This window comes from Galbibacter kalidii (assembly GCF_026241135.1).
In the GTDB taxonomy this organism is placed as follows: Bacteria; Bacteroidota; Bacteroidia; order Flavobacteriales; family Flavobacteriaceae; genus Galbibacter.
In genome coordinates this window covers 180,485-195,614 of the sequence record NZ_JAPFGA010000002.1, presented here as the reverse complement: position 1 = coordinate 195,614, position 15,130 = coordinate 180,485, and the positions used below count along the sequence as shown (strand labels likewise).

Genomic DNA, 15,130 nt, shown 5'->3' with positions numbered 1-15,130 from the left:
ATGATTTGTTGTACCTATGTTGTACCCAAACCTAAGATTATGGCAAGTATTAAAACTGTTTTACGCAAAAAGAAACTCACTGATGGCACATATCCTGTTTGCCTAAGGGTTACCAAAGATAGAAAAACAAAATACTTCAAAACTATTTATAATGCGTTGCCTAAACATTGGGATAATGCTACTGGGACATTCAATAAGGGTTATAATAATTACATCCAGAGTAATAGGCTGTTATTAAAAATAAAAGCAAGGGCATTAAAAACATATTCCGACCTTGAAATTGAAAAAGACCATTTCACCTTAGAAGACTTTGAAAGGCAGTTCAGGGTAGAATCAAATCCTGTTAAGCTGAGTGTTTTTAGCTTTTGGAATGAGATTATTAATGAAATGATTACAGCCGGAAGAACAGGTAATGCAAGAGCTAATAGGGACACTTATAATTCAGTAAAATTATTCCTCAATTCTACTTCACTTTTTTTTCAAGAAATTACTCCGACCTTTCTAAACAAATACGAAGTATTCTTAAGATCAAGGGGCGGTACTGACGGGGGTATAGGCGTGCGTATGCGGGCAATTAGGGCCTTGTATAATATGGCTATTGAAAGAAAGGTTGTAAAGCGAAGTTATTATCCGTTCAATAGCTATAAGATTTCCAAATTAAAGGGAAAAGGAATCAAGAAGGCTCTTAACATTGATGAAATTCAACGTATCATCAATATGGATATTTCAAAACACCCTGATTTAATCGATACTCGGAATTATTTTCTGTTTAGTTTCTATACCCGGGGGATGAATTTTGCAGATATGATGAAACTTAGATGGTCTAATATTTCAGGTGATAAGATCTTCTATATACGTTCAAAGACAAAAGGTAAATTCACTATTAAGATTTTACCACCTGTCCGTGAAATATTGGATTATTATTGTCAAGTAAACAAGACTCAATATGTGTTCCCTATTTTATTAAAGGACAATATGACGCCTAGCCAAATAGAAAACCGAAAATCCAAGACCCTAAAAAAATACAATAAAGACCTAAAAGAAATTGCTAAAATATGTAAAATTGAAAAACCTATTACTAGTTATGTTGCTCGTCATACCTTTGCCAATTGTTTAAAGCAAAAGGGTGTAGCAACAGATGTGATCAGCGAATCCATGGGACATCAAAATGTATCTATTACACAGGTATATTTAAAAGAGCTTGATAGCTCTGTTTTGGATGAAGCCTGTGAGTTACTGCTTTGAAAAATGGCAATCTCATTTTAAAAATATTTATAGTTCAATTGTTCCTTTTTCTATCAAGATTAGTTTAAGACGGGTATTTTGCCTAAATACCATGTAAGCATGAGGTGTTAATCTTGATATTTCCCGCCTCGAGTGCACAAAACTCCTGTAAAACGTTGATTTTGCAGGGGTTTTCGATTTTTTGGCACCTATTTTGGTGACAAAATTTCATAAAATACCCTTGCCAGTTCTTCATCATCTAGAATTTTAGCCCAGTCTGTTGCCATCATGGGTTGCCTAAACATTATTCACGTTAACATTAACTTTTTGACCTAGTTTTATTTTCCTTGAATTTTGTGAAGGTGTGGTTAATTTAAAATAGGCATTTGTTGTTGCCATAACTGGTAATAGCTGTTTTTAGATTCGTATAATTCTTGATGAGTTCCCTCTTCAATCACTTCCCCTTTATCGAGCACTACAATTTTATCCGCATTTATGACTGTACTGAGTCGGTGGGCTATTATGACAATTGTCTTCTCTTGATCCCTTAGTGTATTGATTGTTTTTTGGGTATAACTTTCAGAGCGTGTATCTAATGACGAAGTGGCTTCGTCTAAAACCAATACTTCTGGTTGTTTGTATAAAGCTCGGGCAATGGCAATACGCTGTTTCTGTCCTCCTGATAATGTGGCCCCGTTTTCACCCAAATATGTATTGAATCCGTTAGGTAATGATTCGATAAATTCCAATATCCCTATGTCCTTACAGATATTCATGATCCGTTCCATATCCGGGTTGAAAACACCAATAGCTATATTTTCTATTACATTACCCGCAAAGAGGTCTATTTTTTGAGGCACTACAGCAACAAAATTCCGGAGGCTATCATTATCAATGTGTTTTAAGTCCACGTCGTTCATAAAAATATTCCCTCCATGTAGCGGATAAATATTTTGCAATAATGAAATAAGTGTCGATTTGCCCGAACCACTCTCCCCCACTATGGCTGTAATCTTACTTTTTGGGATTACCAAATTGAAATCTTTAAATACCTCAACACGGGTTCCATATCTAAAAGCCACATTTTTAAAAGTGATATCGCCAATATGTTCTTTCCTTAATTGAATTTTGTTTTCTGTTTCTTCACGTTCCAGATCCATAATTTCAAACAGCCTATCGGCTGCAATCAATGCATTCTGTATTTGCTTATTCGCATTGATAAGGCTTGCTACCGGTCCGGTGAAATAACCAATGATAGCATAAAAAGACAATAATTCCCCGGGAGTAATCTGCCTGTCGATTACATAACCCGAACCCGTCCACAACAAAATAACCGTAAACAATTGTGCGATAAAATTGGTGCTACCACCGGAAAAAACACTGTTTAAAGCTGATTTATACCCGGTTTTTAAAAGGTTGATAAAACGGATTTCTGTTTTTATGTTAGCAAAATCTTCGAGTCCAAAACGTTTTATAGTACCCACAGCATTTAAAGATTCAACCAACTGGCTTTCCAAGTCGGCAGAACGTTCCATGATTTTACGCTCCGTTTTTTTATTGAGTTTGTTAATAACGAAATAGACCAGTGCATAAAGAGGAATGATGGCCAACATGATCAATGCCAATTTCCAATAATAGGTAAACATAATTCCGAAGGAAAATACCAGAATAAGAATGTTTACTGTTAAATTTAAGGAGACCCCGTTGATAAAGGTCCTGATTTTAACCGCATCGTTTATCCGGGAAATGATTTCCCCTACCCGCATGGTGTCAAAAAATTGTTGAGGCAGTTTTAAAAGGTGTTTATAATATCCAAGGATAAGCCGGGCGTCTATTTGCTGCCCTGATTTGATCAAAAACACATCTTTGTACACCCCAATTATAATTTGGAGCACCAACAGAACAATCATAGCAACACTTAACAAGTTGAGTAAGTTCCTGTTGCCGTCTACTAACACATAATCTGTTATTTTTTGGATATAGATCGAAGTGGAAAAACCTAAAAGGGTATATACAACAGCCCCTATCAATGCCTGAAGCAATACAAATTTATGTGGCTTGAGCAAGAACCAAAAACGCTTTAAAACAGAAACTTTTTCATTCCCGGTGGTAAAATTCTCTTGAGGCAATAACAGCACCAAAACCCCAGTCCACATTTTTTTAAACTCATCATGGGTTTTCTTGTGCATTTTCCCATCTCCAGGATCCATGATTTTAACATGGGTTTTGGTGACTTCGTAGATAACTACATAATGCTGAAGCACTTCTTTAACAACCACATGGGCAATCGCAGGTTTTGGGATTTTAAAGAGGCTCTCAAAATCGCCACGAACCCCTTTGGCTTCAAAACCCAATTTTTGGGCAGCTTCCAACAACCCCAAAACATTGGTGCCTTTTTTATCGGTGCCTGCATATTGCCTTATACGTGCAATAGGAAGTTGTAATTGATGGTGAGCAGCAATAGAAGCCAAACAAGCTGCACCACAATCGGTAATATCATGTTGTTTTATGGTGATTTTTGCCATTGATTACTTTTTGTTTGGCAATGTAGTAGCGTTCACTGCAAAAAAAGTGCAGGGAAGTAATTTTAATCCTAACTTTATTATTGTTGATTTCTCCAAAGTAGAGAGGATAAAAAAACGGAGGTTGATAACCATTGTTATTCTTTGGTTAAATTCTCCAAAGTTAGGAGACTTGGAAGAGCAAGGATTAGTTAAGAGGATAAAAAATATAGAATGGTTGCAAATTATAAATTTCAATCATATTTATTTTGCCTACGCTCCCTAAAACCTAAGAAAATCAAACTTGAAGCTATTGCAAATTTATATAATAGATAAATAATCTTAGAATTTACAACTATGAACCCTAAAATTTTATAAGATTCTTGTTGAAGAAACAATCCATCAACAAAATCTAACAAAAATAAAAAACCAATTAAAATACTTATGTAGTATGATTTTATCATTATTTTATATATATTTTAAATATCTATACTGAAAATATTATTCACTAAATATACAGTAAAATTCACAAAAGAGTGAACAATAAAAACAAAAAAGAATGGGGAAATATCTTTTCTAAGCTTACAAAGAACATATAATAAAGACAATATAATCCCTGCTGATACACCTAGAATTATATAACTAAGATTATAGCAATGTGATAGTCCAAACATAATTGATGAAATCAAAATAATTATCATTAAAGTTTTCTTTTTTTTATTAAAAAGAAAAATCCCTGCCTCGATGATTATAAATTGATATAATAACGTTTCTAAAAGAGGTGCTAATATTATAATTACAATAAATCTAAAAATTATACTTCCTTCTTCAGATTGTTGTACATCAAATGAATTTTCGTTATATAATAAAATAACCTTTGATAATAGCACATTCGCTAATAAACATAAGGTTATAGAATATAAAATAAATTTGAATTTGCTTATCCTTAAAAGAAATCTCATCTCTACGCATAGCGAAACTACCCTAATTTATTAAGGTAGTTTCTTGTAAAATTAGCCTATGTTAATTAGCATAATCATTAAAACCCTGATGATATCCAGCCTCAATATCATCCCAATTATCAACAATCCATATGACCGCTCCAATGGCTTCTTTCCAAAAACCTCCCTGTAATTCTTCGATTTCAGAAGATTTTAATTCCTTTACATTATAATTTAAAATATCCATAGTCTCTTGATTTAAGTAAATGCTCTATTTGTTTGTTCCGCATATGTAGGACCATTTCCGACCATGGCTCCAATTACATATCCTAGCCATTCTGCAAGTTTACCTCCCCCATCAACTTGAGAGGCCTCAATAGCATCCAATTCCAGAACACCATAATTTTCTAAATTTTTCATTTTATTAAAATTTAAAGTTAAACAATTATTTATAAGATGCTGCATCCCCTATGTTTCGGGGCAGCATTCAACAAAACAACTTTTATCAGGCTGTGCACCGCCTTTTAAAAGATACTGAAACAAGTTCAGTATGTTATGCGCATATCTTTGTTTTGTTGTGGCTAATATAATCGCGTTCACTGCACAAACCTTGCAGGGAAGGTTTTTTCTTTAAAAAATAACTTCCACCGTATAGTTCTGTTATTTCATTGTTGCTTAACACCGTAACAGAAATGTTTATCATCAGCTTAAAATCATCACAATAATAATATGTTTTCCTGCTTCGGCTGTAGCAAATCTCTGCATCTAGGTCTTTTAACTCCCCTATAAGTTGGTGTATCTTACGTTCACTGATATTCATGTGTTCAGCAAGCTCTTTTGGCGTTCCGGTATTTTCGTTTTCAATAAGCATGTGGAGTTGTTGTAGACGTTCCAAATTTTTCACATTTTTCATAACATAATATAGTTTGGTATTAATCTTAATTTAGTTTTGGTTGGTCAATATCATTATATGTTCTCTTTATTTTCTTTTAAGGAAGGGTTCAGCCAATCGTCCAATTTGTCGTATAACAATTGATATAAAGTTCGTTCGGTCAGTTGGAAACGGGCGTTAAAGGTCATCCCTTTACTCAATGTCCCTTTGACCCCGTTCTTTAATTCCAAATAGGGTTCAGCCAATTTACACCGTATCTTAAAAACAGCTTGATTGTCTATAACCTCAATATCTTTACCCATTTCGATTATTTTACCGGTAGCCAATCCCCATTGGTTATAGTTGAAGGCATCTATCTGAAAGTTTATTTCGTTTTCGGGTTTTATCATCCCTATATCTACCGGGGACACATAACATTCTGCCAGCAAATCAGACATTGGTGAAATTTCGGCTATTCCCATGCCGGCTTGCAGATAACTTCCCGGTTCAATGCCCTGTGTATTCATTAACACCCCATTTATTGGGGCCGTGATTACATACAATTTCTTGTTTTCTGAGAGTTGCTTTTTACTATTTTCAATTTCTTCAAGCCGATTTTCAATCTCGGTCAAGTTGGCCTGCCAAGTATTCAGTTGCTGTTTCTTATGTTGATATAGGCTATTTACCGATAAATCATATTGAAGTTGAACCTCTTCAAATTCAGCTTGAGCTATTACTCCTTTGTCATACAATGTTTTATTACGCTGATAGTCTATTTTTGTTTTTTTCAACCGGGTCTGTAGCTCATTTCTCTTTTCTCTATATTGAATGACTTCTCTTTGGTATTTAGGTGAGGTTATCTCATTTAGTCTGATATTATTAGATCTGATCAGATAATTTAAATCGGATTGTTGTTCTTTTAAGGTTTCAATCTGATATGTTGCAAGATCGATCTTCTCGTCTATAACGGCATTATCTATGACTAAAAGTGTATCGCCTTTAACCACCTGTTTGTTGGGCTGTATATTGGCATATACTACTTTTCCTGAATTGATGGTATTTACAGCTACCCTTTCCTTATCAGGTTTTATGATTCCTCTTGCTGAAGTATAGACTGTGACATGTATAAATGGGAGTAAAATCAAAGCAGTCAGTATACTTATCAATATTATTCCATATACTATTTTACTTCTTGTTCTATGTTTAAATGCATGTGCTATTGATGTACTTTCAATAACTTCTTTGGGGAATAGTTGTTTCATAATTCAATCATTGCTATGTGGAGGATAAAATAGTTTTACCGCTTTTCAGCATACATATTTTATGACAACGTGAATTTCCTCAGATTATAGGTGTTATCCAAATGTTTGTAGTCGGGATTTATAAAAGAAGAGTCTTGTTTTATAAATTAACAGTTTTTTAATTCCAATTATAATGTTTATTTTAGCATTATATTCTATATAATATTTAACTTTTTCATTTATACTTAAACCTATTCCTTTTGCCCCCATCTACAACTAAATACCAATGTTATAATTCTTTTTTACTAAGAATCCCCTTATTACCGATAGTCTTTTTTCGTGATTTAACATCAATAGAAAGTATTCATAAAAAGAAATTAATCAGCCTTTTTAATGATAAGATCATAAATGAATCCATTTATCTTGCATCTCCTGATTTATATCAACAAATAATTTTTTGGAAAGAAGGAAAAATTACAGATTCCAAAAAGCAAAAAAGAATTAAAATTTCCTTTTTGAAATACTTATCTCGCATGTCTTCCAGATGCACCCCTTTTGGGTTATTTGCAGGTTGTACGGTTGGCGGGTACTCCCATGAAACGTGTTTGAACATCGACAAATATGAAAGTTTCAACAGGAAAACACGATTGGATATGGACTATGTAACAAACATCTATAGATATGTGTTGAAACTACCCAATATTAAAAATAATATCCGATGGTATCCCAATAATACTTTGTATAAAGTTGGAGATCACTATCGGTATATTCAGTATATAAGCAATGATAATGGAAGGAAATATAGTCTTGAAGGAGTTAAAGCATTTAAATGTTTAGATCTATTGCTTCAAGAAGCTGAAAAAGGGGTGCGGATATCAGAGTTTGTAGAAATCTTGACAAGACAAGGGTTTAATAATTTAGAATCCTGCAATTTTATAGATGAGCTAATTGATAACCAAATTATCACCTCCGAATATGAGCCAACACTTTCTGGAATTCCATATCATTTAAAGTTATTTAAATTAATAAACACAGGAAAAGCCGGAAAAAAATTAGACAAAAACTTAGGAAAGCTTCAAAAGCAGATCGGTTTGTTAGATAAATCTCTTGGGAATTCCATTGAAAAATATGACAAAATAATCAGTCTTGCAGATGGTATAGGTATCCCCTATACAAAAAAGCACCTTCTTCAAACGGATATGTTTCCTAAAATGACCACAACTCACCTAAATCATAATTGGAAAAGGAAATTAAGAGATGTGCTGTGCTTCTTGAATAAAATCACTCTGCATACATCGTCTACCGACTTGAGCAAGTTTAAAACCAGGTTTCTGAATAGATATGAAGGGGAAGAAGTTCCGTTAACAGAAGCGTTAGACACTGAGATGGGTATTGGATACCAACATGTCAATTTGAATTCAAATCAAACATATTTAATTGATCAAGTCATCATCCCAAATAAAAAACTTTCCAATAAAAAATTACATTGGGATACCATAACACAGGTTTTAAATAAAAAAATACAGCACCATAAGAAAACTCCATTTATTGTGGAACTGGAAGATAATGACTTCCCGGATTTAAATCCAAACTGGAATAATCTTCCTGACACCATGAGCTGTTTAGCAGAATTATTGTTAATTGACAACAAGGAAATGATGTATGTTAACTCTATTTTTGGGAGTAGCGCAGCCAAATTAATGAGTAGATTTTATCACGGTAATTCTGAGGTTCATAGCCTAATTAATGAAATATCTAAGAAGGAAGAATCCCTTAATACCGATAAAATTGTAGCTGAAATTATACATCTTCCCGAGGAACGCACTGGAAATGTAATACTACGCCCTAAATTAAGAAAATATGAGATTCCATATTTAGCCAATTCCAATTTAAATCTAGAGCAGCAAATACCAGTCACAGATTTATTGATCTCTGTAAAAGACAATAGAATTATACTTCGTTCCAAAAAACTAAACAAGGAAGTGTTGCCTTATTTAACCAATGCACATAATTATAAAAATAGCTCTCTTCCAATATATCAATTTTTATGTGAGGTTGGTTTACAAAGTAAACGACAAAGTATAGGCTTTGATTGGGGGGCACTCTCTGAAATATACTATTTCCTTCCCAGAGTTGTCTATAGAGACTTTATCCTAGCAAAAGCTATATGGAAAATCGATGTTTCGGACTTTAAAAAAATTATTGATGATGATAAAGGTCACATGAGCTTGAAAGATAAACTCAAAACATGGCGAGAAGATTATCAAATCCCTGATTGGGTACAATTGATAGATGGTGATAATACATTAACACTCAACCTTAATAATAATGACTGTATTGAGATGCTCTTACAAACTATAAAAAGGAAGCGGAGTTTTGTCTTGGAAGAGTTTCTTTTTCATAACAAAGGAGTGGTAAAAAATCACAATAATGAATATTATTCCAACCAAATGGTTTTATGTTTTTATAAAAGCTTTTACAAATGAATTCTTCTTTAAAAATAAATAAGCGTTACTATTTGCCAGGAGAAGAATGGCTTTACTACAAGTTATATACAGGAAACCGAATGGCTGATATTGTTTTGGAGGAATATATTTCACAAATGACCGAACAGTTAATTAAGGAAAATTTAATTAAAAAATGGTTTTTCATCAGGTATAATGACCCTGAACATCACCTTCGTATCCGGCTAAAAGCAAGAAACTTCCATGCTATTTCAAAAACCATGCAGATCACACAAAACTATTTTAAAGCCTGCATGGAAAAAAAGTTGATTTATAACATAGCAATGGATACCTATGTAAGAGAGCTTGAACGTTATGGGGGAAAAGTAATTACTCAAACAGAATCTTTATTTTTTCACGATAGCTTAATGATGATAAGAGCTCTTCATATATTTAAAAATCAAGAACTTTTCACCCTGTTTATTATAAAAAGTATTAACTCTATACTCGAGTCTTTTAAATTTGATATTAATGATAAAATAAAATTTGTAGATCAAGGATTACATAATTTTAAGCAAGAGTTTAATGCCAATAAAGATGCTATTAAGCAATTAAGTCGATCTTATAGAGAACATCGTGCTATATTGAATCAAATCATGGGTGAAATACCTCAAAATCAAGAGTTTTATCGAATGGAGGAACTTATTCAGAACCGTTCAATAAGCATAAAACCATGTATTGATGATATATATAAACATAAAAAAGAAAAAGACCACATATATACTGCTAGTATAGTTCATATGAGTGTTAACAGGGCGTTTCGGAAAAATCAAAGATTACATGAATTTATATGCTACTTTTTTTTATCCAAGTATTTAAATAGTCAAAAGGCCTTATTATGCGAATAATCATTTACATATCAACGTTATTATTTTTTACAATCATAAAGAGTCATGCTCAAAAAAAGATTGATTCTTTAGATCAAATCAGTGAAGATGCGCTAGTTGATCTATTCTATTCGACTGAAAGCAATCCTACTATTGCAATCAAATATGCCAATGCCTATTTAAAAAGAGCTGAATCAAATGAAGATCCTGCTAAAGTACTCAATGGCTATTATTTTATAGCAGAAGTAAGTGAATCAAAACTCAAGTTAAAATATGCTGATAGCATAATAACTTTCTCTAAAGAAAAGCATATACACAACTCGTTTTACCCTTTTCTTGGATATCTTATAAAGGCTGATGAGTCCTTTGCTATAAGAGATTTCAAAAAGTCAATTGACAACTATCTTAACGCTAAAAATAGTATAATCAAGGATGAACAAAACTATAGATCTAAGGAAGTTTCTATTAATTACAGAATAGGATTGCTTAAAAGTAGATTAGGACATTATGATGAGGCTTTGGCCATATTTAAAAATGTATACAAGTTTTACTCTGATAAAAAGTCCGACTCATATAATTCAGAATACTATTTAATGGGGCTGTTTGCATTGTCTGATGGATACTTAAGAACCGGAAAGTTAGATTCCTCTCGAATCTTTAATAAGAAAGGTTTAATTGAAACTAAAATGCTCGGGAACAATAATTACAGGCAATATTTTATTTTCAATGAGGGACTTGCAGCTTACAAGCAAAAAAACTATGAAGCCTCTATTGATAGTTTGCATAAAACATTAGAGTTTTTAAAAAATAAAAATGATATTCCTAATCTTTCCGAAGCGTATTATTATTTAGGGATGTCACATATAAGATTAACCGATGAGAGTATAGGGATTAATTACTTTTTAAAAATAGATTCTATTTTTTCTGAAATTGGTGATTTACACCCTGATTTAAGGAATACTTATGAGGCTTTAATCTTGTATTATCAAAAAAAGGATGATAAGACATCGCAATTAAGATACCTTAATCAATTACTAAAGGCTGATAGTATAATTTCAAGTAATTATCAATATTTGAGCAGAAGGATTGATAAAGATTATGATACGCCAAAGATTATTCAGGAAAAAAATCAGTTGATTAATGATTTACAAAGTTTGTATGACGGATATTCAAAAACTACATACTTTCTTGTTTTTTTAATAGCTCTAATTGTTATAATATTATTCAGAGAAATAAGAAAAATGAAAACATATAAGTCAAGATACCAATTACTTTTGGAAAAAAACGGAATAGCTGAACAGAGTAAAAAAACATTTGGATCGAGCAAAAAAAATAAAATAGATGACGGACATGGGTTGCCAAAAAATATTGTAGACTCTATAATAAATAAATTAAATGATTTTGAAGCTGAAAATAAATTTACAGACCCTCGAATAACATTGAACAGTTTAGCCCGGGAATTGAATTCAAATTCAACTTATCTATCAAAAGTAATCAATCATATTAAAGGGCATAGTTTCACGGATTATATCAACGACCTGAGAATTTCATATTCTGTTTCTAAATTAAACCATGAAAGTAATTTTAGGAAATATACTATTAAAGCCATTGCAAAGGAATGTGGCTTTAGGAGTGCAGAAACGTACTCTAAGAGGTTTTATGATACTCACGGGATATATCCTTCCTATTTTATTAAGCAACTAGAAAAAGATAAAATTAAGTCGTGATTTATAAATGACGACCATTAAATAAAAGTTCCTCTCTGATATTATTTTAAAATCTTTTACATTTAACCGAGTATTTAATTAAAAAAACTAAACTTTATGAAGAAGCAATCAAAACTTAAACTGGAGAAATTTCAAATTTCTAAATTAGATAATCCACAACATATAAATGGTGGTAATCTTTCATTTGATGGAGACGATCAAGGAGAAACCGTAATAGGTAAAACAAAAACAATCACTTCAAGGCCCACAGAGGTATAATAAACATAATACACGATATACTTGAGTAATTTTAATTGAGGGGATTACAAAGGTGCTAATCCTTTGTCCTTCCCTTTTTCACTTTATACAAAAAAGTTTTAATGAACCGTCTATATATTTCTTTACTATTATTAAATACAATTTGGTTTTTTTCATGTAGCGATAAAAAACAACTTCAATCAGTTGAGTTTACTTATTTTTCTAATACTAAACCTGATGATAATAATCTAAATAATTGGATTCTTGAAGATATTAAACTTGATTCTGTTCCTGGTATAAGTCTAGATAGAGCCATTAATGATGAATTGATAACGCCCCCAAAGAACCCAATTATTATAGCTGTTATAGATACGGAGATAGACATCAATCATGAGAGCCTAAAAAGAAACATATGGCAAAATAAGAAGGAAATCCCCGGCAATGGTAAAGATGATGATGCGAATGGTTATATAGACGATATAAATGGATGGAATTTCATCGGAAATGCCAAGGGAGAAAATATCATATATCCCAATAATGAATCTTTACGGATTATCAGGGCTTACAAAAAGGATTCCCTTAATGGACTTGTAAATAAGGAACTATACAAAAAGGCTTTAAAGAAATATGAAGAAGCGAAGGAGTCAGCTCAGTCAGATATGGATTATGTTAATTTCCTTACCGATACATATCCAAAAAGTAAAAAAGCTTTGCTTAAATTTTTTCCGAAGGAAGATTATACAACCGACCAATTAGACAGCTTATATGATATTTATAAAGAAAAAGATGAGGAACTTGCTAAACTAATATATTACATGAGTGATTATATAAAGTATGATCTCTCAAAAGAATGGATAGATGATTTGAGGAAAACGGTTGAAGGTGATTTGAATAAATCGTTAAACCCAGATTATTTTGATCGTGATATTTTAGGAGACAATCCAGATGATATAAATGACATTTCTTATGGTACACCTATTGTGAATGGTCATATTGGCGAATTGTATCACGGGACAGAGGTAGCTTCGATAATTGCTGCTCAGACTGATAGCTTAAAAGGTGTGTGTGAAAATTGCCTTATTATGCCGGTAAGTATTTCTTCCAACGGAAATGAACATGATAAGGATATCGCTTTAGGAATCAAATATGCTGTTGACAATGGAGCGAAAGTCATTAACATGAGTTTTGGCAAGGAATTATCATTACATAAGCAATGGGTGTTGGATGCAATAAAATATGCTGAAGACAACAATGTATTGATAGTTTCTTCCGCTGGCAACAGCAGGTTGAATTTGAGTGAGATAACGGATTATTACCCTAATGATAATTTAAATGATGAAACCGAGGTGTCTAACAACTATATATTGGTTGGCGCAACAACAAATACAATAGATCCTGATTTATTAGCTTATTTTTCTAATTATGGACAACATGATGTCGATGTTTTTGCTCCTGGCCATCTTATAAAAGCTGCTATTCCAAACAACAAGTACAAAGAGGATAGCGGCACTTCCTTATCTTCTGCAGTTGTTTCCGGTATTGCTGGTATAATTTTTTCGCAATACCCAGATTTGTCAGCCGCACAAGTCAAAAGAATTATTATGAATTCAGGGGTAGAATACAATATTGATGTGAGTGTCCCTAGTAAGGACAATCCCAAAAGATTGCTTCCTTTTAAGCAGCTTTCCAAATCCGGTAAAATAGTGAATGTTTATAATGCTCTGCTGATGGCTAAAAGTTTATCAGATGATAATTAATTTTTTTCGGTTTTTTCCACACAGGAATGATTTATATTCAAAAGAAACTATGCTTTATTTTCTCAAAACGATCTTAATAACAAAAACACAACACGCGGGGCACTTTAAAACCAATGCGTTGTGTCGGTTTTGAGGGAATCTTAAAAACGTATCAGGCTATATCTGACCCGTACTGTTAACTAACTATAAATACATTAACTTAACTACCAATCTTGTTGATTTTTAAAATGCATTAACTCATGAAACAAACGTATCGCTTTCCATGAGTTTTATGGGTAGTACCTTGATACCTTTATTAATATTTGTCAGGGTTTTTTTTCCTTCCTTCTTAGCCTTTTTATAGTGGTGCTATAAACCTTTACCTCAAAACAACCATTGATAATGATCAACATCCTCAGGGATAGTACCAAGTACAACAAACGCTCTTTATTTTGTGATTAAGGCTATTTAAGAAGCAACTGTAGTCCTCGCAAAGAATAGGGTTAAGGTTATGGAAAGATTAGGGGGCTATTTTTTCTTTTTAAGCAGTGCTATAATTTCATCTTTCTCTTTGAGCCATGCTTAGTATTGCTCAATAAGCTTATGGGCAAGGAACAGGGAGTACTATATAAGCCAATCGTTATGGATTGGCTAACTTTCACTTGTCAAATTTATTTTCGAGCTTTAATTTTTGAAAATTTTTCAACCTCTATGAAAAATTCAGAGGGAGTAATATTTCTGGACTCGCAAATTTTATAAATAGTAGGTAACGATATTTGATAATTCTTTTTCTTAAGTATATCTCTTAAAGTACTTTCTTCTATATTATGGTTTATGGAAAACCTTCTTTTTGATAGTTCAGATGCTTTCCAGAGATGCTCTATATGATTATATATTGCTTTGTTATATTCCATCAATAAACAAATAAATATGATGCAGGTGAAATAAACGCGGTCTGTGGCTCGCATTTTAAATATTTTCCTATATTTGTTTTAGATTACATATTTTTGCGATTCTTCTTATAGAAAAACATTAGAAGCAATTGCTTTGAATCTCGAACTGAAAACTGGTAATTTTTATGGAAACGAGATGATAAGTAACTTTGCTCACGACCCGGGCGTGGGCTCTGTTATCGTTTCCAAGGTATACCAGTACCTCAGTTCGGTAATTTGAGTTCTGCGCCTTTTTATTTTTGGATAAGTGGGCATTCTTCTCAACCATTTTCAAAGCTATCTTCTCTTTATAAAGTATAAGAACTCGCTTCAACTATTTAATCAAATTTAATTCCGGTGGAAGCTACCACCGCTTTAAATGAGTTCGT

Annotated in this window: 13 protein-coding genes; 6 read left to right on the top strand and 7 right to left on the bottom strand. The window is 32.5% G+C overall.

Annotated features, from left to right (window positions below):
• The first annotated feature begins 39 nt into the window (after nt 1–39).
• Entirely contained in the window at nt 40–1,245 is a 1,206-nt protein-coding gene (locus OOZ15_RS03045; RefSeq protein ID WP_265954241.1) for a site-specific integrase, read from the top strand.
• Nucleotides 1,246–1,592: 347 nt separating this feature from the next.
• Here OOZ15_RS03045 and OOZ15_RS03040 read toward each other — a convergent pair whose 3' ends face one another.
• From OOZ15_RS03040 to OOZ15_RS03020, 6 genes are all read right to left on the bottom strand, one after another.
• Nucleotides 1,593–3,749 (bottom strand): peptidase domain-containing ABC transporter, encoded by a 2,157-nt coding sequence (locus OOZ15_RS03040; RefSeq protein ID WP_265954240.1) that lies wholly within the window; start codon nt 3,747–3,749, stop codon nt 1,593–1,595.
• A gap of 455 nt (nt 3,750–4,204) precedes the next feature.
• Entirely contained in the window at nt 4,205–4,687 is a 483-nt protein-coding gene (locus OOZ15_RS20415; protein ID WP_416337305.1) for a CPBP family glutamic-type intramembrane protease, read from the bottom strand.
• 61 nt (nt 4,688–4,748) lie between these two features.
• The gene (locus OOZ15_RS03035; protein ID WP_265954239.1) at nt 4,749–4,913 is read right to left on the bottom strand and encodes a hypothetical protein; all 165 of its coding nucleotides are present in this window, start codon (nt 4,911–4,913) and stop codon (nt 4,749–4,751) included.
• An 11-nt stretch (nt 4,914–4,924) separates the two neighbouring features.
• The gene (locus OOZ15_RS03030; RefSeq protein WP_265954238.1) at nt 4,925–5,086 is read right to left on the bottom strand and encodes a hypothetical protein; all 162 of its coding nucleotides are present in this window, start codon (nt 5,084–5,086) and stop codon (nt 4,925–4,927) included.
• A gap of 133 nt (nt 5,087–5,219) precedes the next feature.
• Entirely contained in the window at nt 5,220–5,579 is a 360-nt protein-coding gene (locus tag OOZ15_RS03025; RefSeq protein WP_265954237.1) for an HTH domain-containing protein, read from the bottom strand.
• Nucleotides 5,580–5,632: 53 nt separating this feature from the next.
• Nucleotides 5,633–6,799, bottom strand: a complete 1,167-nt coding sequence (locus OOZ15_RS03020) for an HlyD family secretion protein (protein WP_265954236.1) — start codon at nt 6,797–6,799, stop codon at nt 5,633–5,635.
• A 239-nt stretch (nt 6,800–7,038) separates the two neighbouring features.
• Here OOZ15_RS03020 and OOZ15_RS03015 point away from each other — a divergent pair, with 239 nt between their 5' ends.
• The 5 genes from OOZ15_RS03015 (at nt 7,039) to OOZ15_RS02995 (ending at nt 13,830) form a co-directional block, all read left to right on the top strand.
• Nucleotides 7,039–9,264, top strand: a complete 2,226-nt coding sequence (locus OOZ15_RS03015) for a lantibiotic dehydratase family protein (protein ID WP_265954235.1) — start codon at nt 7,039–7,041, stop codon at nt 9,262–9,264.
• Complete coding sequence (locus OOZ15_RS03010; protein WP_265954234.1) at nt 9,261–10,130, top strand: thiopeptide-type bacteriocin biosynthesis protein; 870 nt, start codon at nt 9,261–9,263, stop codon at nt 10,128–10,130. Before OOZ15_RS03015 ends, OOZ15_RS03010 begins: the two co-directional genes overlap by 4 nt.
• Nucleotides 10,121–11,836 (top strand): helix-turn-helix domain-containing protein, encoded by a 1,716-nt coding sequence (locus OOZ15_RS03005; RefSeq protein WP_265954233.1) that lies wholly within the window; start codon nt 10,121–10,123, stop codon nt 11,834–11,836. The genes OOZ15_RS03010 and OOZ15_RS03005 overlap by 10 nt, the downstream gene beginning before the upstream one ends.
• Nucleotides 11,837–11,932: 96 nt before the next feature.
• Entirely contained in the window at nt 11,933–12,094 is a 162-nt protein-coding gene (locus OOZ15_RS03000; RefSeq protein WP_265954232.1) for a hypothetical protein, read from the top strand.
• A gap of 101 nt (nt 12,095–12,195) precedes the next feature.
• Nucleotides 12,196–13,830, top strand: a complete 1,635-nt coding sequence (locus OOZ15_RS02995) for a S8 family serine peptidase (RefSeq protein ID WP_265954231.1) — start codon at nt 12,196–12,198, stop codon at nt 13,828–13,830.
• A gap of 650 nt (nt 13,831–14,480) precedes the next feature.
• Here the strand turns inward: OOZ15_RS02995 and OOZ15_RS20410 are convergent.
• Nucleotides 14,481–14,723: a helix-turn-helix domain-containing protein gene (locus OOZ15_RS20410; RefSeq protein ID WP_416337304.1), complete on the bottom strand. Its 243-nt coding sequence runs from the start codon at nt 14,721–14,723 to the stop codon at nt 14,481–14,483.
• Between the last annotated feature and the right edge of the window lie 407 nt (nt 14,724–15,130).

Excerpts from the sequence above, each read along its gene's own strand:
- OOZ15_RS03045 (WP_265954241.1), top strand. The coding sequence starts at position 40 with ATGGCAAGTATTAAAACTGTTTTACGCAAAAAGAAACTCACTGATGGC.
- OOZ15_RS03040 (WP_265954240.1), bottom strand. The coding sequence starts at position 3,749 with ATGGCAAAAATCACCATAAAACAACATGATATTACCGATTGTGGTGCA.
- OOZ15_RS20415 (WP_416337305.1), bottom strand. The coding sequence starts at position 4,687 with ATGAGATTTCTTTTAAGGATAAGCAAATTCAAATTTATTTTATATTCT.
- OOZ15_RS03035 (WP_265954239.1), bottom strand. The coding sequence starts at position 4,913 with ATGGATATTTTAAATTATAATGTAAAGGAATTAAAATCTTCTGAAATC.
- OOZ15_RS03030 (WP_265954238.1), bottom strand. The coding sequence starts at position 5,086 with ATGAAAAATTTAGAAAATTATGGTGTTCTGGAATTGGATGCTATTGAG.
- OOZ15_RS03025 (WP_265954237.1), bottom strand. The coding sequence starts at position 5,579 with ATGAAAAATGTGAAAAATTTGGAACGTCTACAACAACTCCACATGCTT.
- OOZ15_RS03020 (WP_265954236.1), bottom strand. The coding sequence starts at position 6,799 with ATGAAACAACTATTCCCCAAAGAAGTTATTGAAAGTACATCAATAGCA.
- OOZ15_RS03010 (WP_265954234.1), top strand. The coding sequence starts at position 9,261 with ATGAATTCTTCTTTAAAAATAAATAAGCGTTACTATTTGCCAGGAGAA.
- OOZ15_RS03005 (WP_265954233.1), top strand. The coding sequence starts at position 10,121 with ATGCGAATAATCATTTACATATCAACGTTATTATTTTTTACAATCATA.
- OOZ15_RS03000 (WP_265954232.1), top strand. The coding sequence starts at position 11,933 with ATGAAGAAGCAATCAAAACTTAAACTGGAGAAATTTCAAATTTCTAAA.
- OOZ15_RS02995 (WP_265954231.1), top strand. The coding sequence starts at position 12,196 with ATGAACCGTCTATATATTTCTTTACTATTATTAAATACAATTTGGTTT.
- OOZ15_RS20410 (WP_416337304.1), bottom strand. The coding sequence starts at position 14,723 with ATGGAATATAACAAAGCAATATATAATCATATAGAGCATCTCTGGAAA.